The sequence below is a fragment of the Catenulispora pinistramenti genome (genome assembly GCF_018274385.1).
GTDB lineage: Bacteria > Actinomycetota > Actinomycetes > Streptomycetales > Catenulisporaceae > Catenulispora > Catenulispora pinistramenti.
On sequence record NZ_JAAFYZ010000043.1, the window covers coordinates 17,196 to 43,722 of the forward strand.

A 26,527-nucleotide genomic window follows, 5' to 3' on the forward strand; every position below is an offset into this window, starting at 1 on the left:
CGGAACGCGCTCGGCGACGCGGGTACGGTACTGGCTCTGGCCCTGGGGCACTGGCAGGGCCAGGGCGCTGAGGTCATGCCGGTGGTCCGCGCCGTGATCACGGGGGAGCCGTCTCTGGCCACCGCCAGGGCGGGGGAGATCCGTGCTGTCCTGGAGACCGCGCTCGCGGGGTCCTTGGAGTCCCTGAACGTCTCCGGACTCCAGGCTCCGGTGACGATCTCGTCGGCGGTGTCGCTGGACGATCCCGGAAGCGTCGTGGTCGAACTGGTCCAGGCCGAGGCGGTCTGGGCCGCGCTGGCCGATCCCTGGACGATGGCGGCTCGGCGGCTGACCTATCCGATGGCGGTGCCCCGGGACGTCGCCGGGCTGCGAGACCGGCTGCTCGCCGCGGATCAGGCTTCGCGGTTGCGGATCCTGATGGAGCTTCCGCTCCCGGAACTGCGCTGGGTGGCCACGGCTCCCAGGATCATCGAGGCCCTGTCGTCGGCGCTGACCGAGGAGGAGTTCGCGACGGTCGCGGGACTGGCGCTGGTGGAGGTGCCTGCCGGCGTCCAGGATCCGGAAGCGGTTCGTGAGCGCCTGGCAGAGTTCGTGGGCAGTGTGCTCACCAATCGTGTCGCGGCCAAGCTGTTGTCGTGGGGAGCACGCCTGGTCGTCGTGCCGGAATCCGGAAGCATCCGGTCGCTGGACTATTCGCAGGCCCGGTGGCTCGGCGTCGAGGAGTTGCCCGCAGCCGGTCTCTCCCACGCGGCGTTCCCCCCGGTGTCCATGATCCCGGAAGCCGGCCTCGCCGGTGCCTCGGATGCCGTGCGCGGGATCGCCTACCTCGTCTACTTCGCTCTCGATCCCGGCGAGCGCGCGCTGGTCGAGGACGTCGCCGCCGCGGTCTGGGCGGAGGATCGGGAGAACCTGTCGGCGCCCGGTCAAGGGCAGTTCTTCGTGGAGGCGGTCTCCGCGTGGCTGGAGCGGGAGAACGGGAACGGCTCTGTCGCCGACAGGTTCCCTCTGTTGGCCGCTCTTTTCCAAGGCCTGTTCGGCCCCCGCCGCTCGGGCGAGGTCACGGTGGAGCAGGTACGCGCGATCGAGGAGGCGTGGGCCGAAACGGACCAGGCGGAGCAGATCACCCACCTGGTCCGCCTGGTGAACTTCGAGAGAAGGGTGCGGCAGCCCGGCGCGGAGGAGGTGCACTGGACGGACGTCGAGCCCTACACGCAGGGTCTCCTGGACAGGCTGCCGCACGCCAACCTCCCGCAGCTGGTGGAGTCGATCGTCGCGGAGATGCTGGGCGGGGGCCGGCCCGGGCGCGCTTCCGGCGCCGGCTGGGACACCGACTCGGCGCTCGACGACACGGCCGACCCCACCGAGGCGCCCGGCCAGACCAGCTCTGCCGGAGCGGCGGCCGGGCAGGCGGCGCGGGAGCAGGTGTGGCTGGTTTGGCGGGCCGCGCAGGACCGAGTGCGTGAAGCACGTGTCCTGATGGGCGAACTGGAACGGGGCGGGGCGGGCGTCGTGCCCGTGCCGCAGTGGCGGCAGGCGACGGAGGTGCTGCGCGAGTCGTTGACGGCGATGGCTGATGCCGGCGCGCGACTGCGGGCCTGGGATCAGAACCCTGAGGAGCATGTCGAAGCCCACACCGAGTTCCGCGCGAGGCTGGGCGAGCTGGCCGATGTCCCGGGGGTGGCGGACGCGTGGATTCTCTGGCGGGCCGCCCGGTCCGACACCGGTTCGGCGCAGGCTCTGGCCGCCGCCGAGACGCGGCTTCGGGAGTCGGGGCTGGATCCGGAGCTCCTGATGGACGACGAAGCGGCCGAGCGGGAGCAGGCTGCGTATCGTTCCGCCCTGACACCCGTCGGCATCCGCTATCCCCTCGGCAGAGCCGTGTTGGGCACTGAGGAGGAAAGGCTCGGACCGGCGGTGCGGAGCCTGGCGCGGGCCTTGGCGCACTGGCGGGCCCAGGGAGCGGTGGTCCTGCCCGCGGTCCACGTCACGATCGCCGGCGAATCCTCTCTCTTCCGCAGCCGGGAATCTGATATCAGGACCTTGCTGTACTTCCCGATCCGCCGGGTTCTCGAGGAACAGCTGAACGTGCCGTCGGTCCGCTTCACCATCGTGGTCGAAGAAGCGTCGCGGGCGGAGTCCGCCGCCGTCCCGGGGCGGATGGTGATCCGGCTCGACGAGCGGGAGGCGGTGCGGGCCGTCCTGGCCGATCCGGAGGGCGCGCAGCGGCGGCGGCAGGCCCCGCCGATGCTGATGCCCGTGGGCGTGGCCCGGCTGCGCGACCGGCTGGCCGCCGCCGATGAGGCGTCCAGGACGGAACTGCTGGCCGGGCTTTCGGCGGCCGAGCTGCGCTGGCTGGCCGCCGACTTCAGGCTGATCGACTCCTGGTTCGCCCGGTTGGCGCCGCAGGAGTTCAGGGCGACGGCCGCGAGGATGCTCGTGGAGGGACCCGACGGGGTCCAGATACCGTCGGCCCTGCGTGCCAGAGCCGAACAGCTCGTGGCCCGCACGCTCAGCAACGCCGCCGCCGCCGAACTGCTCCGGCGCGGAGCGCGGGTGAGGGTGGTGCCGGGCGGCACCGATGAAGTACGCACCGCCTCGGACTCGCCGGTGCTGGCCCTGATCAGGGAGGACCATCTCGTCGGCGCCCCGGGCCCGGACGGGCTCCCGGACGGGTACGCGCTCGCCGTGCACGAGATCATCCGGCTGGCGTACGGCACGCTCACCATCCTCGGCCCCCGCGGTCTCGGCCGACGCAGCGGGCGCGAGGTGATCAGAGACGTCACGCGCGCCTGCCTGGACGCGGACATCAGGCAACTGGCCGCCGGCGGAGCCATCGCGGACCTCGCGTCGCGCTGGCCGGACGGACCGTGGCGAGCGGTGCTCGGCGGCCCGCGCAACTCCTCGGCGCGCGGCGAATACCAGCTCTTCCTCGGTGCGGCCAGCGCGTGGACCGGGGTGAACGCCGGAACCGACCCGCATACCGGCCTTCAGCGGAACAACGGAAACGACTGGGTGGCCGGGAACCTCCCTCGCCTGAGCGGACTGCTGTCTGCGCTGTTCGGCCCGGGCCGTCACGACGCCGAAGGACTCGTCGCCGACCCGGTCGACATCGGGCTGCCGGCCGACGACCCGGCAGACGACCCGGCCGGTGTGCCGCCGATGCCGGACCTGGCGGTTCGTGAGCAGGCGTGGCTGGATTGGCAGGAGGCGCGCGACGTCCTGCACGACGCCCGGGCCGTGGTGGACGATCTGGCGCGGCGCGAACCGCAGACGGACGGCATCGGGTCTGCGCCGGAGTGGGCCGCCGCGGTGAGACAACTGGCGGACGCCGTCAAGCTGGCGGACTACTTCGGGTCGCGGCTGCGAGCCATGGGACTGGACGACGAATCGCTGGCCGAGGCCTACGCGAGGTTCCGCGGGACACTGGGCGGGCTGTCCGACGGGGCGGTCAGGAGCCGCTTGGACGCGTGGACCCGCTGGCGGGCGTCCCGGTTCGAGGTCCGCACGTCGGAGACCACGCCGGGGAATGCCGGGCATGCGGAGGCGCTCGCGGCCCAGGAGGCTGCCGAGGTCCGGTTGCGCGGACTGGGAGTGGAGCCCCAGCCGGGGACGGACGACGTCATCAGGGCCGACCGGTTCCTCCGCGACGTGCACCGGGCGGCGATCGAGCACGGCTCCTTCGCGAACCGGTACGGGACCGGGGCGCCGGTAGTGGCCAGGCCGTCCGTCGTGGCGACGTCGAACCAGGCCGTCATCGACACCCTCGCCGAGCAGAGCAGGGCTCTGCGAGCCGCGCACGAGGACGCCCTCGCCAGGGGGTTCTTCGGCGGAGTGCGCCTGCCCGAGGCCGAGGCGCCGCGCCCGCGTGCCACTGGAATCGTTGTCGTCGATGCGCAGAACCCCGGCGAGGTGAATGCCCCGGCTGCCAGGGACCTGGCTTCTCCCCGCCTCGACGACGGCCCGTCCCGCAACCGCGGCGCCGGTACCTTCACCCTCCTCGACGAGCCGCCGTCTCCCGGCGACGACACCGTTCAGCGAGCCCTGGCGCTGATCGGTGGTGACCGGCCGGCCGACGTCAGGACGGCTGAGACCACTGAGATAAATGAGACCACTGAGATAACCGAGACCACGGTCGCGCCGCCGGCCCCGGCCGCCATGCCGCGCTGGAACGACCGGATCCAGGCCGAGTTCGACGCGGCGGACCGGGCGTTCCGTGCTCGGCTCAGGGCCGCGGAAATGGCGGAACGGGAGTTGCCGGTCGGCCAGTACGCGCGGCAGCTCGCCACAGGCCAGGAGCCTGACCTGCACGCGGTGCAGGACCAGCCGCGTCGGGCCCCGCGCACGTCTGGAGCAGAACGCGCCGCCGCCGCGGCAGTGCGGCGAGCCCGCGAGGCTGTCCCCGCAGAGGTGGGGACACGCGTCCTCACCCCCGAGGAGCGCTACTACATCATCGCCAACCGTCCCGCTCGTCCCGCCACCGCCGCCCTCGAAGCGACCGCGACCGCGCGCAGCGTCGTCGCACGCCAGCAGCGGGAGGAGAGGCTCGCGGCGGTGGTGACGGCCGCACTGCCACCCGGAGTGGCTGTCAGGAGTCGCCGGGACGTGCTGGTCTTGCACACCGGCGGCCAGCCGGTCGGGTCCACCGTGGTCTGGACCGAGACCGAGCCGGGGACGCTCACACTGCTCGTCGACCCCTCGGTCCGTGATCTCGCGGTGGTCCGTGCGGCCGTCCAGGCGCTGGCCGGGCAGGACTTGCCGCTGGTGGTCCACTTCGCAGGCCTGGCCGGCCCGGCCACGGCCGAGGCCGCGCAGCGGCTCGCCGACGCGCTCCTGGCCGGGTTCCCGCAGCCCGCGGCCCTGGCCTTCGCGGCGGGCGGGATCACCGACATCGCGGGCGCCATCGCCCGCGACACGACCCGGCGCATCCGCGCCGTCAACCCCCTTCTGGAGGCTACCGCTCCGCGCCAAGCCATCGGCTACTTCTTCCATCCGTCCGACCGGCCGGTCCCCTTGTCGCCCCGGGAGTGGGCCCGGTTCCAGCAGTTGTCCGCCGGGCTCGCTCCCGGGTGGGCGGTGGCGGTCGGAGCCGGGGGCGACTCGGTCGTCCTGCACACCGGACCGACGCCGCGCCTGGCCCGCGCCGCGTGGGAGCACCGGCGACCCGGACGCCTCACGGTGATCGTCGACGAGACGATCGCCGTGGACGCCGATGCCGCCGACGCGACCGAGTCCCTGGCCCGATTCCTGGCGGGGGTCCGGGACCAGGCCCCGATCTTCGTCGAGTTCGCCGGCGCGCGGGACCAGATCACCCCCGACCGGGCCCAGCAGATCGCCGAGAGCCTGCGAGCCGGGGCCGGGCGGCCGGTCGTGGTCGTCCTGGACGCGGCCGTCCTGACCGAGCGCCCCGACGACGCGGCACCGGCGGTCGCACTGGCCGCCGACGGGACGGCGACACTGGCCGGGCTCGCCGCGCGCTTCGAGTTCCGCGCCGCGCTGGACGCGGTAGCGCCGTCCACGCCATGGGGCCTGCCCCGAGCGAACCAGCCTGGAGCCTTCCTGCTCGTCGACGACTGGATCCTGCGTCGCGACCGATCCGGGTACCGATTCCATCCGGCGGGCGAGTCGGCCGCCGCCCCGCTCGATGCCCCGCTCGACGCAGTGCCGCCGGCCGCCGGCACCCCGATCCGGGTGATCGCCGACACCGGCCATCCGGAGCGGACCGTCCCGCTCGCGGTCCGCCTTCAGATCGGACTGCTCTTCGCCGAGGCCGTGCGCGAGGGCCGCGCCGTCATCGAGGACGGAACCGCCGCCCCGGCGCTCGCCGGACTCGTTGTCGACCCGCTGCCCGAGGAGGTGCTGCGGCCTTCCGACGTGCTGCGGGTGGCGGACATGCTCGGGGTCGCTGTCGCGGTGCCCGTGGCGGGGCTGGACTTCCTCCCGCAGCGCGGCGGCCGCGCGCTCGGGTTCGATGCGGACCGCGCCTTCACCCCGACCCCGATCCGCATCGCCGAGGCGACACACGTCGTCGTCCTTCCCCGGGCTTTCGGCCCCCTGCCGTGGGCATCGGACGACCCGCAGATCGTGCCCCCGCGCGGCCGCACCGTGACGGCTCCCGCAGTCGGCCGCCGCCCCGCCGAGCCCGTGCGCCAGCTCATCCTGGACAGATCTGGGAACAGGGTCCTGTTCACCGGAGAAGCCCCGCACGAGTCCGCAGTGGAGCTGGCCGCGGGCCGCTCGCGGTCCGGGCCGCTCACCATCGTCGTCGATTCCTCGGTGCGCAGCGTCGCGCAGATTCAGGCGGTCCTCGAAACCGTGCCCGAGTCGCGCTTGACCGATCTGCGCCTGCGCCTGGTGCCCGACGCGCGGCGGCTGACCCCGCAGGGCGCCGGCCTGCTCGCCGACCGGCTCTTCGGCGCCATCGGCGGCGAGCCGTCCCTCATCGTGCCCCTGGACACCTTCACCGCGCCGCCGCCGATGTCCGAACTCGCCGTGCCGCTCGACGGTGTGGGCCGTCCCACCTTCCCCGAGCTGGCGGTCGCGGTCGCGATCAGGCCGTCGCACAGCCCGGCGTCGCGGCCGGCGCGGCTCCAGGTGCCCGAGGGCTGGACCGCCGAGCAGACCCGGTTCGGTCTGGCCGTCCGCCCCGCCGACGCGCCGCCGATCGATGCCGGGGACGTGGCCGAGCGGCCCGAGCCCGGCCTGCGCCGGGTCGTCCTGTCCGCACCCGGGGTCGAGGTCCCGGCGGCGGTGCGGGAATGGCTCGACGACTTGCTGAGCGGACTCGAGCCCCAGACGCCCGTCGAAGTGGTCGATCTCTCGTCCCTGGCACCGCGTCCGCGGATCCCTGATCCGGCGGACCGATCCGGCGGCGACGGCGACGGCGGCGGAGCCCCGCCGCCCGGTCCCGACAGCGAACCCAACCCCTTCCTGTCGCTGCGCCTGACCGCTGAGCAGCTGACGGCGGTGGCGCTCGCCGACCACGTCGTGCTGGACCGGGTCGTGGACGGCGACGGCTTCTTCGCCTCGCTTCTGGAGGCCGCCCACGAAACCATCGCGCCGCGTCTGAGCGCGGCCGGCCTGCCGGCGACGCCGACCGCGCTGCGCGCCTTGATCACCAACACGTTCATCGGCGACTACCGGCGGGACCCGGCGATGTTCGCGGCCTTCGGCATCGGGCCCGCCGAAGCCGAGCTGATCCGGACCGACCTGCCGCGGCCGGGGCACTGGGACAGCCTGGTCGGAGACCTGGCTCTGCCGCTGGCCCTGCGTACTTTCGAAGACCTCGACATCGCCGTCGTCAACCCGGACGGGAGCATCAGCGCGCACGCCGCGACGCGGGCCCCGATCGTGTCGCTGGTCCGGCTTGAGGGCACCACGCCGGACGGCACGCCGGTCAGCGGCTACCTGCCGACGGCCCCGGCCGGCGCGACCGCGGTCGAGCTGGTGCCGGTCGGCGCGGGCTTCCACATCGACGGCCCGGTGGACGCCGAGGAGCAGCTGGCGGCGTCCCGGGAGCTGCCCCGGTTCGAGCGGTTCACGGTGGTGGCGGGGCAGTTCGACCCCACGGCCGGAGTGCTGCTCACGCGCGACGGCGGCCATCTGTCCCCCGAGCGGCTCGACGCCCTGCTGCGCGCCGCCGGCGTCGCCAACGATCGGCCGCTGGTCCTGGTGCTCTGCGGTGCGGCGTCCGGGGAGTACGGGTCCTTCGCCCAGACGCTGTCGCGGATACGCGCAGTGCGGGTGGTCGCGTCCGACACGATGGTGTGGGCGCTGCCCGACGGCCGGGTCCAGGCTGGAGCCCTCGCCTACGACCTCGCCGAGGTGCCCTTCGTTCGCCACGAGCCCGGCACGGTGGGCTGGCGGTCGTTCGACTACGGGAGCCCCGACCCGCGGCAGCTCGGGATCGACCTCGGCGACGCCATGCTCCGGCTGGAGCAGCAGTCTGCGGCCTCCTCGTCCGCACCCCGTGGACTGCTTCGCAAGGCGGTCCACTACCTGTCGACGCTGACGCAGGCCCGGCCCGCCCGCTTCGTCCAGCAGGTGCTGCGCCAAGGTGCTCACCTGACCCCCGCGCAGCGGCGGCGGTTCGAAGCGCTGAACGTGAGCCCGCTGGCGGTTCCCCAAGACAGCGCCAGCTTGTTCGCGTCCTTGGTCGCCGCGGCGGGACCGTACATCTGGACCCGCGTCCACCCGGCCCCGGTCCATCCGGCGCCGGCGCCGGTCACCGCGTCCGACGTCCGCGACTTCGTCGGCCGCCACGCCGCCGGGCCGGACCGCGCGGCGACGCTCGCCGAACTCGGGATCGGCGCCGAGGCCGCCGCGGACCTCGCCGGCGCCATGGCGACCGAGCAGTTCTGGGCCGGTCCGCGCGGCGACGCGAACGCCGACTTCACGGTGCGGGCGGCGGCCGAAGCGCTCGACCTGCAGCTGCGGGTCGTGAACGAGGACGGCACCGAGCAGACGGTCGGTTCGGCCGCGCACCCCGAGGTGGTCCTGTGGCGCCACCACACGGTTCCGGGCCGCTTCCTGGCGACCGTGCCGTCCGGCGGACGGCAGCTGGCCTCGGCCGCGCCGCCGCCCGGCGCGCCGATTCCGCAGCGGCTGACCAGCACGGTCGTGGATCCGCTGACCGACGCGGTCACCGCGCGGATCAGCCCCGACCTGCTGCTGCGGCTGCGGGGCACGGGAACCCGCGTCCTGCCGGCCAGGGCCAGAGAGGACGCCGACTCCCTCACATCGCCCGCGTCGACCGCCGCACAGTTTTCCGAGACGGTACAGATTTCCGAGACGGTACAGATCTCCGAAGCGGTACAGGACGCCGGCGCGCTCGCGTACCAGTCCGCCTTGAACGAGTGGGCCGAAACCCGGATCCACGCCATCGCCCTGGTCGCGCAATTCCGGCACATCGCCACGCTCGACAGCGGGCAGACGGCCCGCGCCGTCGCCGTGGCCGTGCCAGAGCTCGCCGACGCGCCCGGCGTGGCCGCGGCCGCGCAGGCGATGGCCGAAGCAGAGGTCTACCGGGCGGCGGTCGGCGACCCGGCGATGCGCCGGATCAACCTCGGCGCCCGTGTGCTCGCCGAGCGGATCCTCCGCGTCGCGGGCCTGGCCGACGCCTCGGACGCCGCCGCGATCGCGCGGACCTTCGCCAGGCACGAGACGGAGGTGGCGATCCTCGAACGCTTCGACGCCGAGGCGCCGAGTGCGGCGGCGACCGCGGCCGACGCTGTTTTCGACGCTCGTGACGCTTTGCTGCGTGCGCAGCAGCTCTACTCGGACGCGCAGCTGCGCCAGAGCCGGTTCCGGCGCCTGAGGCAGTCCCTGCCGTCGCCGCCGGCCGAGGACGCGCGCGTGGTCCAGGCGCGTGCGGCGGTGGCGGCGGCCCAGGCCGTCTACGACCGGGCGGCGGCCTCGATCGTCGCCCGCTTTGACGCGGCGGCCGCCCGGCAGACCGCCGAAACGCTGAGGGAACTGGCCGCCGCGCGCACGCGGGTCGACGCCGTGATCGACGCCGGCCCGGAGCTCGACGAGCGGTACCTGGCCGCCCGGATCGGCGCCGTCCCGCAGCCCATGGACCCCGACCTCGACCTGCACGCCGACCCCGAGACCGTCGAGGTCGCCGAGGCGGCCCGGGACCGGGCCCGGCGCGTCGAACGCTACCGGGGCGGGGCCGGACAGGACCTGTTCGAGCTCACCGTCGACCAGGTGGCGGCGGTGCGCGCGGACGCGGACGGCCTCCTGCGGCAGGCCCGGAGCCGGCTGGCGACCGAGATCCAGCGGACCCGGGAACAGGTCCGCCGAACCCATGACTTCACCGGGATCCACGGTGCCGGGACCGGGGCGGTCACCGCTCCGGCGGGCGTGGACGCCGCGGCTGTGGCCGCCGCCGCGACCGTGGTGCGGGGCCTGCTCGACACGGTGCCCGACCGGCTCTCCGTGGAGCAGGCCACGACGCTGGGCCGGATCGATGACGTCCTGGACCGGCTCGGCCCGGGGGCGGCGCTGCCGCCGCTGCCCGTCGCCCCGGGAACGGCCGCCGCCGGACCCGATGCCTATGCCGATGCCGCCGTCCGTGACTCCGCTCGCGCCTCCGCCCACGGCCAGGCACTCGACGCCGCACTGCTGCCGCCGCCGCGCCGGCCCTCGCTGACGCAAAGGCTCCATGAGCTGCGCCGGCTCGTCGACGAGGGCGTGGCCGAGCGGGTTCCGGAGCGGGCCGCGTTCATCGAGGCGCGCGATCCCGCGCTCGCGCGCGTGCGGGCGGACCCGAACCGGGCGGCGGACCTGCTGGCCGGGCTGGACTGGATCGGGCGGTGGTCCGAGCTCGCCGAGGACCTGGCCGAGCTGCAGGTGCGCGAACGGTACGTCCCGGTCATCGCCAGGGCCGAGGCCGGCGGCCGGGTACTGGTGCGCCGCGGCCTGACCCGCGACCAGCTCGACGCGGTCGTCGCCGCGGGCGCCCGGGCCGCGGTGGCCGAGCGGGATGCCGCGGGCGCCCGGGGCGAGGTGCTCTCCGAGACCGCCGAGGCGGCCGCCGTGGCCGTCGCGCAGCTGGCCGCCGAACGGGAATTCCTCACCGCCCCCCGCACCGCGGCGGAACTGGACGCCGCCGGGCCGGACTACGCCGAGTGGTACCAGGCCGGGCAGAACGCCTACCGGGCAGCCTTGGAGCCGGTCCTGACGGCCGCCCGCGGCGCGGCGACGGACGCCTGGTGGCAGGCGCTGGCCACAGCGCTCGCGGCGGCGGGCTTCACCGGCCTGGCCGCCGCGGACACATCAGGGGACCAGAACGCTGAAAGGGCGCTCACCGACATCTTCGCCGCGGCCGCCGCGAATCCCGCGCGCGTCGAGGCGCGAAACGTCATGGTCCTGACCCACCTGGCCGAGGAGTCGGCCGCGCTGCGGGACATGAATCTGCGCACTGACGATCCCGACCAGTCCCGGGTGCTGCACCAGGTGATCGGCGCGCTCGACCGGGTGCGGGAGTCCCGCCCCGACCCTGAGCTCCGACTGCGGGAACTGGCGGCGATGCGCGTGAACGCGCCCGGCGACTACGGACGGCTCGTCCAGCGCACCATCGGCCTCCCGGACTTCCGGGACACCGCCGTCCACCGGCTGATCAGCGCCGCCGACCTGTGGCGTCCGGCCCACGCGGCCGCGCTGGACCAGGCCCGGATCGCGCACGACTTCGTCCTCGCCAGTGCCAGGACCCAGATCCGACAGCCGGGAAGCGCCGCCCCGATCCTGCTCCGGGGCACGCCCGTCTCGGCCGAGACGGCGGCGCTGCATGCCCGCGACCTGGCCCGGGCCCGGATCCGGGCCCAGCAGGTCCGCTACGCCGCCAACCCGGCCCCGGCCACCCAGCCCGCGGCCGTGATCCGCACGCTCACCGATGAGCAGGCCATCGAGGTCCGCCTCGCCGAGTCGCGGGCGGCCGATGCCGCGCACCCCGAGGCGAGCCGGGCCGCGAGCACCACCTACTGGATGTTCCTGGCCGATCAGGCGCGCCGCGCCGACGCCGAGCGGGTCGACGCGCCGATGCGGCGTTACGAACGAGCCGTCGCGCTGCTCAGGCAGGGGCCGGTCGCGGCCCTGGAGCCGGCGGACCTCGGCGCGCTGGCCGCTCTCCGGCAGCAGTACCCGAAGCTGAGTCCGGGCCACCTGCAAGCGGCCGTCACCCGCTCCTCCGAGGTGAGCGCCGCCGCGGTGTCGTCCGGCGCCGGCACGGACGAGGCAACTGAGCTGTGGGCCTTCGTCAACCAGTGGTATCAGGGCCGGCACCTGGGGAGCCGGCTGAACGAGTTCACGGCGGCCGCCGACCACGAGACAGCGCGCTTCGTCGGGCTGGACGCGGCCCGGAGGGCGGCTGCCGGCCACGCCGCCGCTGATCAGCAGGCCGCTGACCGGGCCTACCAGGACGCGGTGGCCGAGGTCTTCAAGAAGCTCGATCCCCGGGGCTTGTTCTGGGGCGGTGCCCTCACACGGATGCGTCAGGCGCACCGGGTCCTGCTCGTCTCGGAGGTGGTGAACACCCACCGGGCAGCGGCCAACGAAGCCGAGAACCAGAGGTACGCCGCGGAGATGGGGCTGCGGCAGGAACAGATCCGCGCCGCGGGCCAGCTCGTCGTCACCAGGATCCGCGAGGAGCAGGCGCGGGTGGACGACGAGGCCGGCCGGCGCTTCCTGCCCGCCGGGCTGACGGCGCCCCCCACGGCCGGCGGCCGGCGGCAGCTGGGCTGGGGCGAGCGCGGCGGCGTCGTCGCCGTCGACGGCACGGCACTGGCCGGCGGCGAGGCGGCGATCGCCGGCCGGGTCGCCGAGCTGCTGCCGCGCCGGCTTCCCGGGGCCGCGATCGACGCGCCGCGAGCGGTGCGGACCCGGTTGCAGGATCAGCTCAGGGCCGGCGTCGCCGCGCACTTCGACCGGCTGGGCAACCGGGCGGCCGGCCGTCAGCTGGCATCGGTGCGCGGACTGCGCGTGCCCGTCACCGAAGCCGGAGTCACTTACGACGCCGTGGTCCGCCTCGTCCTGGACCCGACGCCCGACGCCGCGAACGTGCGCTCCACCGACGTCGAGCAGACGCCGTCCGGCGAGGGCCAGGGCACGCCCGCGGACCTGCACCACGAGAACATCGGCGTGCAGACCAGCGGTGTGACCGACAGCCGGTCCGCCGCCGTGCCGATCGACGGGGTGGCCGTGGGCAGCCACTTCGGCGCCACCACCGTCGGCGTCGGCGCCGGGATGAGCGTCGGGATCGGCGGCAACACCACCTACGGCGAGGCCAAGGTCCAGGTGCTGACTTCGGTACGCACGCTCGGCTACGGCGGTGCCTCGGCCTACTTCGCCGTGCCGGCCCGGTGGACCGTGGAGATCGTGGCCGCGGATGGCGCCGCGCGCAGGGCGAAGGGACCGGCCGGCTCCGCGGTGCTCTCCTTCCCGGTCGAGACCGCGCCGACCCAGCAGCCCACCGAGACCGACGTCCCCGGAATCCCGGAGCACCCGACCCCGGACCAGCTGGCCCGGATCAGGGCCCTGCCGGGCCAGGTGCTGAACGCCATCGAGTCCATCAGCGGCACCGACGAACTGCTGCAGAAGGTCCTCGCCGAGTTCCCCGGCGCGCCGGCGGCGTTCGCCACCGAGGCCGACGACACCTTCAACGAGCTCTACCTCTACCGGCAGGGCGGGAACCTGCTCAACGGCGGCACGGCGACCTCGCAGCTGCCGATCGGCGGGGGCCGCCGGGCCGGATTCGTGGTCGACGCCCGGTTCACCTCCGTGACCCGGATCGCCGTCCGCGACGCGATCCCGGTGAAGATCGAGAGCCGCCGGTTCGCCCAGCTCGGGTCGAGCCGCGGGTACGGTTCCTCGGTCTCGGCCGGCCCCTACGCCAGGTTCACCCCGACGTTCGGCACCGGGACCGACGACGCCGCCGACCAGACGCCCCTCACCTTCCGGGTGGCGGGCTCGCTCGGCACCGGCGGCTCCTCCGGCGTCTCGGCCAGCCACGGCAGCGGCGAGTGGCGGGCCGTGGCCTACACCGGGCCGACGGTCGTCTACCGGGTCGGGGTGGATCTGGCCGCCCGGATCTTCTCCGACGACGCCCGGCGCACCGGGAACGTCGTGCGTCAGGACGGTTCGATGATCATTCACGTCCCGGAGCGCGAGTCGGCCCGGTTCGAGGCGCTGGTCGCCCAGGTCGGCGACCGCGACCACCCGGTTCCCGAGACCGACGGCGCGCCGCCGGAGAGCCAGGCCCACCCGCCGGCCGCGCTGGCCAACGGCACCGCCCTGGGCATGGGCGTCGTGGACCGCCTGCCCGGCTCCGAACGGCTCGTCGAGACCATCGTCGACGCCCTCCGGACCGTCCAGCGGCGGACACCCAAGCTGTCCCGCTGGGGTGATCTGGAGCTGCACCATCTCCGGCGGCAGCTGGAGAACGAATTCTCGACCGAGGCGCTCGTCGGCCACCAGAGCAACCTCGTCCGGGCCTGGCTCGACGGCCGGACCGGCGAGCCCGACCCGGACCACCCCTTCGGGCCGGGGCTGCGGCACTCCTTGGTACGCCAGGTGCCTGGCGGCCGGGAGGACATCGACATCACGGTCACCGCGGTCCGCCGGAAAGGCGCCCCGCGGCAGGGCCGCGCCGAGCACGTCGGCATCGACGTCATCCCCAACTTCCTGGGCGATCTGGGCGCCAGCGGCACGCAGAGCTGGAGCCTGGGGGCGTCAGGGTCCTTCAGCTTCGGCAAGGGCGTGAAGAACCACTACATCGCCTCGATGTTCCCGTTCCTGAACTTCTCGGTCTCCGGCTCGCACACCGAGACCGGTGCCAGGACCACCGGAGTGGGCAAGTTCGACTTCGCGGTCCGGGCCGGCCTGTACTCCGGCCCGGCCCGGACCTACGACTACCGCCTCGACTATCAGGTCAAGGCCAAGGTCACGTTTGTTCCCCAGGAAGCCAACGGCGGCGGAGTCTGGGCCGCTGCGCGCCGGTTCGTCGGCGGCAACGACCTCGTTCGCCCGTCCACCGCCCGCCAGCCCAACGTGCTGCACCGGGGCGGCCCGCCCGGCCCGCGGGCACTGCCGCCGCAGGCAGTGTCAGAGATCGAGCACGCCGTCGTGCCCGGGTCCATGCGGGTCGTGGTGCCCGAGCCGCTGACCCACGCCCAGCCCGACCCGGACGCGCTCAGCCGGATCGGCCGGGTCCACATCACCCGGCTCGACCCGCTACGGCCCGCGGCGCCGCCGCCCGGAGCCGAACCGCTGACGTCCGACGACATCCTGACCGAGGTGCACGGCGGCGCCGCGCTGGAATCCGAGCTGAACCGGATGCTCGCGGAGTTCGACGTCGACCCGGCCGAGATCCGCGAGGCCGTCCGCATTTCGACCAGCTCCGACCAGCTGACGGCGTACCTCAACCGCGACGCCAGGGGTGCGCTGACGTTCACGTCCCGCGCGCCCGGAATCCTGTTCAACAAGAGGATCCACGTGCGCCTGCAGGCGACCGCCCACGATCTGACGCCGGGCGCCACCCTGCCGATGCGGCACCTGGACATCATCGAGTCGAGCATCAAGCTCGACCAGGTGAACCAGAAGGGCTGGTCCACAGCGGGCCAGCTCCAGCTGCCGACCGCCGGCGTGCCTATGCACAAGGACACTGACACCGGAGCGACCGAGACCGCCGGCATCCCCTACTACAAGCGATCCTGGAGCACCTCCCAACAGCGGACGCGGACCATCGAGCACCAGATGGTGAGCGGGCGGTGGCTGACCTTGCCGGTCGAGGACCACACCGAGCACCGCGGCACGATCGTGTGGCGGGCCACCGTGGAGAGCCTTCAGGAGAACGCGGCCTGGCAGCGGACCCCGGCGGTCCAGATGAGCGAGATCCGGGTGGAGGGTGGCATAGCCCTGCTCCGGCCCGCCCCGCTCAGGCCCGCCGACCCGCCGCCCGGCATCCCGGCCGTGTTGCAGCCGGAGCTCATCCCGGCGCTGGCCACCACCGAGCGGCTGGAGACCTTGCCTGGCGCGCAGTACACCGCCGACGGACTGAACCCGGTCCAGAAGGCCGCCCTCGACCTGCTCCGCCGGCACGCCCCCGAGCTGCTCACCAGCCAGTGGCGGTGGGAGGGCGACCGGGCGGACACCGGGGGGCGGCGCGCGCCCCAGGAACTCCAGACGGTGCTCCAGCTCGGCGCTCTCAGCGGGCAGATGCACCTGCTGCGCGGCAGCGGCGTGGTCCTGCACCCGGTCTCCTCCGGCCCTCTGCACACCAAACAGCACCACCTCGTCCTGCGCCTGGTCCGTGACGAGGCCTTCCAGTACGTCGGCGACGTGCCCGGCATGTCCATCGGCCTGTATTGGACCGGGTACCTGAAGGACAACCTCAAGCTGACCCAGTCCCAGACCACCGGCTACGAAGTGGGGGCGTCCTATACGCAGGGAAGCCTCAACGACGCACACCAGCACCACGTCAACTCCTACACCCCGTCCGCGGCCTTCGACCGGAACGTGACGAGGATCGTCGAGCACGCCGCCTCCGACACCGACGTCCAGCGCGACACGTTCCGCATGATCGAGACCGGCCACCGCTACGGGGCACCCGTGCGGTTGGAGCTGGCGCTGATGACCGCGACCCAGCCCTCCGCCGCCGCGAACACCATCGGGCTGGGAGCGCCTAACTGGATCGCCCGCACTGCTTACACCAAGCCGCACATCGACGGCGGGGAGAGCGACCAGAACCGCCGCGGCGAGGCGGCCCTCTACGAGCGGGTCGTGATCCCGCACGACGTCATGCCGACCGTCGAGCACCAGCGGGCTGCGGCGGAGCGGCCCTTCCAGGCGCCGGTGGCCGAGCCGGTACAGCCGCGGGCCACGCCTCGCGAGATCATCGTCGAGCACGGGCGGCGGCCGTTCGACGTGTCCGCCCAGCAGGTCAAGGACCGCCGGGTCCTGCTCACCTCGATCGACCCCGTGCAGATCCACGACCTGCACGGCAAGGTCGCCGAGCGACTGTCCGGGTCGGTGGTGCCGGAGAACGGCCACACCAGCGGCGCGGTCAACGACCTGTACGCCCTCGGCGGCCTGCCCCTGGACGCCCTGCGGGAGACCTTGTCGTTCCCCACACTCGTCCGGATGGCCTTCAAGGCCGTGAGCGACCAGGCCTACCGGGCGCCGAAGACGTCGGCGGCGGGCAACGCGTTCACCGACATCGAGGGCGGCCTGGAGATCAGCTACGGCTTCTACGACGCCAAGCCGGGCGAGCACGTCAAGTCCTACCTCTACTCGGAGACCTACCACCTGCCCGACAAGGAGACCGGCCGGCACTCCGCCGTGAACACTTCCGCCCACGTGGCGAACTCGCTCAACCTCTCCGGGGGCGGGATCGACCAGCCGGCGACCTCGCTGAACAACGACTCGATCGACCTGAACATGGCCAACGTGACCCTGGGCCAGACCCGCTCCAACACCGACACCGTGGTCACGAAGATGCTGCGCGGCGTCTTCCGTAACCGCATGGTGGCCTACCAGCAGGTGAAGGCCGGGCTGATGATCCGGATCAAGGTCCGGGCCGACCGGCTGCGCTGGGACAGCGCGTGGCTCGGCAAGATCACGCCGAGGTGGCTGGCCGGCGGGTACGTCGAACTCGCCTTCCGCCTGGACGACGCGGCCAGCCTGCTGGTCGACCCCGAGACCGCGCTGGAGATGGCGGACCAGTTCGTGCTGCCCGAGGGCGAGTCCTTCCTGCCCGAGGGCATCCCCACCCCCGCCGGGCTCGCGCTCCCGCCGCCCGGCGCCGAGGCCGAGTACTTCCAGGCGGCCAACGCGCTGCCGCAGTTCGCGCGGAGCTACGTGGTGGCCGGCGAGTACGACGCCGCCACCGACACCATGACCGTGGGCGAGCGGGCTCTGGACGTCGAGCGCTTCGCCCGGTTCCTCGTCGAGCGCCGCGGCTGGAACGCCGCGACGCTCCTCGTCCTCGTCGCCGGCGGCGCCGGCCGGCCGGCGCTGGCGGGCCCCTCGTTCGCCGCCCGCCTGGCCGTCGCGCTCACCGCGTTGGCCAGGGCGGCCGGCTCCGAGGAGTCCGTGGCGGTGCTGGCGACGCGCGACTCCGTCCGGCAGGACCCCCGCGTCCAGGACGCCCCGAACCGGACGCTGTCGGGCCAGGTGCGCGCGGTCAGCGCCCCGGTCGGCGCCGACGGAGCGCCGATGTGGGACCGGGCCATCCCCGGGAACTGGATCCACTTCCGGCCCGATCTGCGCTCCACGGTGTACGGCGACGACCTCGTCGAGACGGTGACCGCGGCCCTGCCGCGGGACGCCGCCGGCCAGGCGCACGGCCTCGTGCCCGCCTACCCCGGCACGCGGCCGGCCCCGGGCGGACACGTCTGGGGCGCCGCCGGGCGCGCCGCGGGCATCTCCCTGGGCGACGAGAGCGTGACCTTCCACGACGGGGGCAACGTCTGGTCGCTCCTGCGTCAGGGCACGGATTCCACTGTCGCCCAAGTACGTCCGCTGCGTCCCGAGCAGTTCGTTCTGTACGTCGACGCGAACATCGCCGAGGACGTGGTGTTCAACACCATGGACCACATCCTGGCGATCGGAGCCCACCGCCGTTCCCGGGACGCCCGTCAGCAGCACCGCGTCCCGGTCATCCGGCTCGCCGGCCCCCCCGAGTCGGCGGCGCGGTCCCTCGGGCTCGCCCAGCGGATGGCCGACCACTTCGATGTGGGCTTCGTCGTGGGTCCGACCACCGACCGGATCTTCGTGAACCCGTTCCAGGCTCCCAGCCGCACAGCGCCCCGGCCGCTTTCAGCGCCGATGACCCCGCAGCTGCGCGGCGGTGTCGGGACGCTGATGTTCCGCAGCGCCGCCGGGACGCCGATGCCCAGCCGCGTCATGAGCCCGGTCGCCAGCCGCACGGAGAGCCCGGTGGGCGGCCGGACGCCGAGCGGCCCGCTCGGCGGCCGTCCGGAGACGCCGGAGGACAGCCTCCTGGAAAGCGGCATGTCGACGCCCAAGCCCGAACAGTGGATGTCGCCGGCCACGGCCGATCCGACCCTCACGCCCCCCGACCCGCGGAGCTTCTCAGCCCCGGGCCTGGCCACGGGATTCTCCGGGTATCTCACCCTGCGATGGCTCCTGGACGGCCGGTCCGCGGCCGGGCCGCGGTACACCTCGCTGTCCGCGGAGCTGCGCGGCGAGGCCCAAGACATGGATCTCAGAGACGTCCCGCAGCAGATGAACAAAGTCGAGCAGGAGCTGCGGGCGATGGCCGCCGACCGGGACGTGACCACGCCGTCGCAGCTCTCGGCGAACCTGCCCGTGGGCACCCTGATCTGGTTCACGGGCCCGACCGGGGCGCGGGCCGCCGAAGTCCTCGAAACCCCCGAAGGGCTCCGGTTCCGGGTGTTCGAGCCGGCTTTCAAGCGCACGGAAGTCATCACGGCCGCCGAGTTCTCGGGACTGGTCGTCAACAGCGGCGCGTACTCCTTCGTCGTGTCGATGCCGCCCCAGCCGGACACCGTCGCCGTCGGCGGCCACCCGCTCGGCCTCGGGCTGTGGGCCGGCCGCGCGGAGCCGCCCGAGATCATCGGCGCCTACGGGCCGTCGGCGGCGCACGAAGCCGGGCCGCCCCGGACCGTCCGCTTCGATCCGTTGACCGACGGCTGGCGTGACGGGGGGCGGGCGGCCGTGGAGTTCGGCCGCGAGGCAGGGACACTGCGCGCGGCCTTCGAGGCCGGCCGGACCCGGCCGGAGGCCACCGACGAGGTCCGCCAGGGGTTCGAGGGCCTGCAGGCCCAGATCGACTGGATCGTCGGACAGTTCGCAGGCGCGGACGTGCTCCAGCGGATCGCCCTGGCCCGGACCCTGGACAACCTCCGGGACCTGATCCGCGACACCGCGCTCGATGTGACGGACGCGCTGCCGGCGCGGCTGGCGCCGGACGGCGGGGACTGGCCGGCCGACGCCGCCGGCCACGCCGTCCGCGCGTCCGTCGTCGCCCCGGCCTCGGCCGCCCCCTCTCGGCTCACCGATGCGAGCCAGGAGGATACGAGCCAGTGGGGCGACGGTGGCGACTACGCGGAGGATCTGGCCACCGCCGTCCAGGAGGTGCGGGGCCGGCTGGCCCTCGAGGGCGCCGACGCGGCGGTGGCCGAGCTCGACGGCTGGATGCGGGTGTTCCTCGACGCGCCGTCCCACCTGCGTTCAGGGATCTCCGACGAGATCGTGGAGGCCTCGATCAGCCTGCTCAACGCGGAGGTCGCGCGGTCGGGGGTCAGTTCGGTGTCCGCCGGCGGCGGGATCTCCGGGCCGCGGTCCGGATACCGGACCGCTCAGTGGCTGCTGGCCGGAGCCCCCTTCGCCGGCTTCGATGTGCCGCCCGAGCTGGAGGAGGAGGCCGCCGGGTTCGACGAGCAGGAGCTCGGTGTGCAGGCCGCGGGACTGGCCGGCCTGCTGGAGCAGCAGCACCGGATCGTGACCCTGTTCGACAGGATGCCGACGGTGTTCACCCCCGGAACCCTGATCTGGTTCGCCTCCCACGACGGCGTCCGGGCGGCGAAGGCGGACGCGGCCGGGCTGTTGCTCGTCTTCCAGCCGGGCCTCGGCGTCGAGTTCATCAGGCCCTGGGAGTTCGAGCAGCTGGCCGGCGGCTGGGACCCGAGCCTGGTCCTCATCGCCGAGGTGCCCTACGCCCCGACGATGCCGCTGTCGGGCGTGGCCAGTCCGCGGACCCCCGGGAGCCCGCGTTCCCCCGGGAGCCCGCGCATAGCCCCGGCCGACCACCTGCCCGGTGCCCCCGCCATGGACTCCGCGCCGACCGGCCGCGCCGCCGATTCCGCGCCACCGGCGCCTCCGGCGGGCAGGCAGCGGACCACCACTCCTCCGCCGAGCGGCGATGCGCTGGCCGATATGCGGGCCGCCCTCGCCGTCGCCAGACAGCTCGAGGAGGACGACGAACGCGCGGCCACGCCGCCGCCGGGCGCCGAAGCGATCGCCGACGCTCCTTTCAGCGCGGTCGGCCGGATGGGGATGCGCCTGGACCCGGTGGCGCGGGCCCTGGCGATGATCGAACAGCCGCCGAGGGGCACGGCGCCCGAGCAGCCCTCGAAGGCGACGATCGAGCAGCCGCCGAGCGCGATGGTCGAGCCGCCGCCGAGGATGGCGACACCCGCGCCGTCTGCCGCGCCGTCCGTCGAGTCCTCCTCCGCATCTCAGCTCTCGTCCTCCGCGCCACCGTCCCCGTCGGCCGAGCACGGGTCGCAACCGCAGTGGTGGTGGGAGGGCGTCCGCAACCGGCCGGGCAGGTTGTACGTGCCGAACGAGGCCCAACAGCGATGGCTGACGGAAAACAGCCGCCAGGTGGGCTGGGTGGAGTCGGACGGCGACTGTTCCTTCAGCGCCGTGGTGCGGACCCTCGGGCAGCCGCTGATCAGGAACGCCATGACGATCGTCGCCGGCCTGCTCGGGCTGACCGGATGGCAGGACGGTTCCCGGACTGTCACCGGCGGGGATCTGCGGCTGTTCCTCGCCGACGTGATCGAAGCCGGCTACGGCGGACCCCACCACGACGACCTCGGCCTGGGAGTCCTGCTGGAAACGCCCGATCCCGAGGGGGAGCTGCTGGTCCTGGCGTTCTCCGAGCTCGTGGACGCGCTGCGGCGGCTCGGCGACTACGGCAGGCCGCACGGCTACTACTTCGTCCCGCTCCTGACCAACCTCCTGCACCTGGCCGGGCAGACCCCCGACGGATCCGGGCTGCCACTGCGGCTCTGGGCCCTGTCGGTCTCCGACACCGGCGGCGTCGTGCTGGAAGGACCCCGGGGGGAGGAGGGCTTCGGCGACGCCGACCACGTCGTGCTGCTCCGCAACGGCCACTACATGCCGACCCGCCCCGTCGGCGCGGCCGACCACGCACCGCCCGCGCCCCCGGCGGCCCAGCCGGTGCCGGGTACGGTCGCCACGGCGCACACGCTCTACAACCGTCCCGTCTGGGCACTCGACAGGCGCGGTGTCTTCTCAGCGGTCGAATACCGGGACACCGGCGCTCCCCGCGAGCTGCCGCCGGGACTGCGGCCGACCAGGGCGTGGGGAGGCGACGCGGCCGCGCGCTTCGTCGACAGCGTGCGGCGGCAGCTGCCGACTCCGTTCCGCCTGGTGCAACGGGACATCCATCCCCGGATGACCCAGGCGCAGCACGAGGAGCGCGTCGAGCGCCTGCGGGCGGTGAGCGCGCACGGGCCGACTCCCGAGAACCTCCGGCTGGTCGCGGACCTGTTCGGAGTCAGGGTTCAGCTGTTCACCACGAGAGCCGATCGGACCGTCGTCGTCGAACCGCCCGTCGGCGTGGGTGAGGAGATCATCCGGCTCCACCGGATCGAGCACGCCGGCCGGCCGGCCGACATCCAGCCGATCCTTCTGGACCCGCCCGGACTCGGACGCGGCTATCGGCCCTCGTCGCTGCGGGCCGTCCCGGCGGTGAACCTGGCCGCGTCCCGGCGGATCGAGCTGCCGCAGGCGACGTGGTACTTCACCGGCGAGCCCGACCAGGGGCAGCGAGCCGCGGTCCTGTCCCACCAGGCCGAACCGGACCGGCTCACCGTGTTCCTCGGGGCGCCGGGGACCCCGTTCACCCGGGAGCTGGCCACCGACGTGGCGAACGAGCTCGCGACGGTCCCGTACGACGTCCGGCCGCTGCTGGACCTCGTGGTCTTCGCCGACCCCGCTACCGCGACGCCGCTGCTGCGAGAGATGCTCGGCGCCGCCGCGGACCACTTCACCTTCACCAACCGTGTCTTCGGCATCGGTCGCGCGGACGGCGAGCCCACGCAGGACACGGAACCTGCGACGCGGCTCGGACTCGCGCTGACCGTCCGGTTCGTGCCGGTCCCGACTGCGCCGCCGGTTCCGTCAGCCTCGACGGCCGCATCGGCTCCGCCGGTCCCGCCGGCGCCGTCCACGTGGCGGTGGCCGTGGCGACAGTGACGCTCGGGCGTGGCGGATGGGCCGCCGCCCTTTGCCCGGCGGTGGCGCGTCCGGCTCTCAGGCCGGCATGTCGGACGGGTCCGGACCCGGATTGCGCAGCGCGGCCAGGGCCCGATACGCGGCCGCTCCGTCGACCGCCGCCGCCACAAAACCCTGCGCCCTCGCGTGCTCGACCAGATCGTGCTCGGGGCTGAATCCGTACCGGTCCAAGCACCGGGCGACAGCCTCCGACCAGGCCCAGTAGCCGTCGGTGCGCACCGACGACGGCACACGCTCGGATCGATCAAGAGCCTGCGGATCCGCCAGCGGATCGGCCATCGACTCGTCCGTCTCCAGCACCAGCTCTCCGGCCCACAAGTAGGCCGACAACTGCTCGCGCTCCGCCTTGTCGAGCACCGGACGATCTGAGGTCTCGCCGTCCTCGCCCGGGAACGGGTCCGCGATGCGCACGCCCGGATCCGGCGTGCGCGACCACAGCAGAGCCCCACACGCTCGAGCCCGGCGCTGGTACTCGGGCAGCGCGGCTCCCGCCGAATAGCTCTCGACCTGTGGGGCGGTCTCGCCGACCGCCTCTAGTGCCTGCTGTACGGCGTGGGTGATGCCGGCCAAGTCCGCGCCGGCGCCCGCCTCCACGACGTAGACCCGGCGCGGGACCGGCCACGGCGAACCACTTGCCGGGAACCGCCAGGCGCGCCACAGCGCCTTCGCCTCCGGCGTGGCGGCAACGGATCCGACAGCCGCCCGGCACACCTCGTCCTCAGGGGCGGTGGCATCCGGTCCACCGTCACCCGGCCAGAACGAAGAGGGCTCAGCGCGACCAGAAAGACAGTCCTGCGCCAGCGCGAAGGTTGGCGCGAACCCGTACATCAGTCCCGACGGCCCAGACCGCGCGATCAGCCCCAGCACTGACCGATCGGCCCCGGCCGCACTGAGCAGCATGTCGAGCAGATCGAAGTCGGCGTCGGACACACGGACCCCCCACGCCAGCGCGACGTGCGTCAGCGCTTTGCCGACGTCCGGCAGCCGCTCCTGTGCGAGCCAGGCCCGGCAGCGCGTCAGCAGATCGTCGGGTCCGTGCCCGGCCAGACGCAGCAGCATCTCGTGGAGTTCCGGCCACGCCGCGTCCTCGACGCCTGCGCCAGCAGTCATGAAGTGCGCGCGTTCGGGACCGGATACGACTCCGTGGACAACGCGGTCTCCCGCATCATGCCGGACATCTTCTGAGCCTCGTTCGCGAGCCGCAGCGCGGTGAGCACCAGCTCGGACAACTCCTCCGCGTCACCGTCCCCGACCAGCCGCTGGTCGATCAGCACCGCGGTCACTTCGCCGCCGCGCACCGTGACCTTCACCAGGCCCCCGCCGGCGGATCCGACGTGCTCGATGGCTGGGAACCAGCCCCGGGTCACGATCGCGTCCTGAGGCGGGTCCGCCGCCGGGCGGCCCGGGTCGTCGAAATTGCTTCGTTCAGTCGCCATATCAGTGTCTACGGCGCGCGCGGAGGTTTGCTTCGACGCTTTGAATGCCGAGCCTCCGTGACGCGTAGTTCAGGCTGGCGGAGCTCTCCGCCACGTTGACCGACCATCTGGAGATGGATCTCCACGAAGGGAGCCCACCTGTGCCTGCTCTCAAGAAGATGCGCCACGTGACGGCGATCGCCGGAGGCGCGGCCGTGCTGATGCTCGGCGGCTTGGCGGCCGCCAGTCCGGCATCAGCGGACACGAACATCTCCTGCACCGAGTGGAACGACAGCCAAACAGTCGGCTACGCGTGCTACGGAGACGCCAACGAATTCATCGCCCGGGCGATCTGCTGGGACGACTCGACGCAGTACGGCACGTGGGAGCCGGTGAATTCCGGGGAGGTGTCCTACGCCTACTGCGCCGGACACGGCGGGCTCCAGTCGTCAGGTATCGACTGGTACTGAGGTTCCGCGGCGCCGCAGCGCGGCGACTCAGTGGGGACCCGACGACACCAGAAGACCTCAGGGCGGCCGTCCGCTAAGCGGACGGCCGCCCGCACCCGGTTTCGGGGCTGCCGGACTCCAGGTGCCACAGCAGCATCACCTTGTTCGCACCCGGATTGAATATGCGCGCCGCTGGCACCGTAGTCAGTCGCAGATGCAGAAGTTCACGCCCGGCGGCGGGCTGGCCCTCACAGGCAGCAGGCCGCGATCCGAGCCACCGTCATGATTTGGGAACCGGCCATGCCAACCACTGCAGTGCACCCAGACGCCCTGCTTCGCTCCGAGGAGAACCCTGACTGGCTTCGACCCGCGCTCCGAGAGGTCTGCCACGTCGCTCACCTCGTGCGGCCGGGCGCGACCCGTGGCTGTCACCTCACGGCGCATGCGGCGGCCGCCGCGCGAGCCCGCGCCTTCACCACCGCGACCCTCCAGGCCTGGGATCACCGGCAGTTCGTCGACGACGTCGCGCTGGCGGTGACCGAGTTGTTCTCCAACGCTCTGCGGCACGGGCTCGGCGTCCGGCCCGCCGCCGAGTGCCATGGGTCGATTCGCGCCGTTCTGGCCTGCCTGCCGTCGGCGGTGATCTGTCTGGTCGCCGATCCCGGACCTGGCGGCCCCGCCGTCGGCGAACCCGGCCCACTGGCGGAGTGCGGCAGAGGGCTGCGGGTCGTCGCCGCCTTGGCGACGGCGTGGGGATGTGTTCCCGTCCGACCGGACGGTCCGGGCAAGACCACTTGGGCACTGTTCACCGGGGCCGGCGTCGGCCACTTCATCAAAGCCGAGGACCAGCACGTGGAATCAGGTGCGCGATGACGATTCAGATGACTGACACTCGAAGCGAACGGGGCCGCCTGGCCGTCGTCCGCCTGCTCCGCGAGCGGGGAACCTTGAGCCGCGCGGACATAGCCCGGGCCACGAACCTCTCCCGCGCCAGAGTCTCCGGCATCGTCAGCGAGCTCGTCGCCGACGACGTCGTGGTGGAGCTGGGGACGTCCATCCCGGCGGCCGGCGGCCGGGCCGGCCGCCCCGGTGCCGCCGTCATGCTCAACCCCACCAGCGGTGAGGCCATCGGGGTCGATTTCGGCTACCGCCACGTCCAGGTCGTCATCGCCAACGTGGCTCACGCTGTCCGCATAGCGAAGTCCGCGCGCCTCCCCGTCGGCTACGCCCCGGCCATGGGCATCGATGTCGCCGTCGACCTGGTGCGCACGGCCATTTCGCAGGCCCAGACGGAGCCTTCACGCGTTCTCGGTATCGGCGTGAGCGTGTCGGGGCAGTTCGGCCTCCGCCCCGGCGAGCCGGATAAGAACGGGTCCTCGACCTGGCCGGGGACGCGCATAGGAGAGGAACTGGCGGCCCGGTTGGGGCTGCCCGTCCGCGTGGACGGCGACAGCCGACTCGGCGCGCTGGCCGAACGCCGGTGGGGAGCCGCCAGGGGATGTGACGAGTTCATCTATCTCAGGCTGCACGGGGGAGTGGGCGGCGCGTTCGTCTCGAACGGGCTGCTCGCCCACGGGGCCGCCGGCGGTGCCGGCGACATCGGGCATCTGGTGGTGGACGGGAACGGGCCGCTGTGCCGCTGTGGGAACCGCGGCTGCCTGGAGACGTACGTCGGGCTGTCGGTGGTGATGCGGGACTTGGTGTCGGCTCACGGAGATCGGCTGACGTTGCGAAACGTCGTCACGATGGCGTCGCAGGGCGAGGCCGACTGCGTCAGAGCCCTGGCGGAGGCGGGGCGGGTGGCCGGACAGGCCGTGGGGATCCTGAGGACCATCCTGGACCCGGAGAAGGTGATCATCGGTGGGGCGCTGGCATCGGCCGGCGAGTTCCTGATGGCGCCGTTGCGGCAGGCCGCGGCGTCGGCCTCCGCGCGGCGTGCCAGCACGCCGGTGACGATCACGACCGGAGCGCTCGGGCCGCAGGCCTGCGCGCTGGGAGCGGTGGCGATGGTGCTTGAGGAGACGGACGAGAAGCTGCTGGCGGCGATGAGTGCCTGACGGGGATTTCCAGCCCGCCGAAGGCGGCCCACTCCGTCCGGCGGCCTGGACGACTGGATCGACCAGGCACGCATCCTGG

6 protein-coding genes (1 of these 6 running past the window's edge) are annotated in these 26,527 nt (G+C 73.4%); 4 read left to right on the top strand and 2 right to left on the bottom strand.

Annotated elements, in window-relative coordinates; translation table 11 throughout:
- Positions 1 to 22,488: the 3' portion of a hypothetical protein gene (locus KGQ19_RS14990; protein WP_212009746.1), read on the top strand. The gene continues 17,133 nt to the left of window position 1, outside the view; 22,488 of the gene's 39,621 nt are visible here — the last part of the coding sequence; the start codon falls outside the window, past its left edge; it ends in the stop codon at positions 22,486 to 22,488.
- A 57-nt stretch (positions 22,489 to 22,545) separates the two neighbouring features.
- Here KGQ19_RS14990 and KGQ19_RS14995 read toward each other — a convergent pair whose 3' ends face one another.
- Together KGQ19_RS14995 and KGQ19_RS15000 are read right to left on the bottom strand one after the other, a co-directional pair.
- Complete coding sequence (locus KGQ19_RS14995) at positions 22,546 to 23,637, bottom strand: hypothetical protein (RefSeq protein WP_212009747.1); 1,092 nt, start codon at positions 23,635 to 23,637, stop codon at positions 22,546 to 22,548.
- Positions 23,634 to 23,963, bottom strand: a complete 330-nt coding sequence (locus KGQ19_RS15000; RefSeq protein ID WP_212009748.1) for a YbaB/EbfC family nucleoid-associated protein — start codon at positions 23,961 to 23,963, stop codon at positions 23,634 to 23,636. Before KGQ19_RS15000 ends, KGQ19_RS14995 begins: the two co-directional genes overlap by 4 nt.
- 140 nt (positions 23,964 to 24,103) lie before the next feature.
- On the opposite strand from KGQ19_RS15000, the gene KGQ19_RS15005 reads away from it, so the two are divergent.
- The 3 genes from KGQ19_RS15005 (at position 24,104) to KGQ19_RS15015 (ending at position 26,448) form a co-directional block, all read left to right on the top strand.
- The gene (locus tag KGQ19_RS15005) at positions 24,104 to 24,412 is read left to right on the top strand and encodes a hypothetical protein (protein ID WP_212009749.1); all 309 of its coding nucleotides are present in this window, start codon (positions 24,104 to 24,106) and stop codon (positions 24,410 to 24,412) included.
- 279 nt (positions 24,413 to 24,691) lie between these two features.
- The gene (locus KGQ19_RS15010) at positions 24,692 to 25,264 is read left to right on the top strand and encodes an ATP-binding protein (protein WP_212009750.1); all 573 of its coding nucleotides are present in this window, start codon (positions 24,692 to 24,694) and stop codon (positions 25,262 to 25,264) included.
- Positions 25,265 to 25,272: 8 nt separating this feature from the next.
- Complete coding sequence (locus tag KGQ19_RS15015) at positions 25,273 to 26,448, top strand: ROK family transcriptional regulator (protein ID WP_212009751.1); 1,176 nt, start codon at positions 25,273 to 25,275, stop codon at positions 26,446 to 26,448.
- Positions 26,449 to 26,527: the final 79 nt, after the last annotated feature.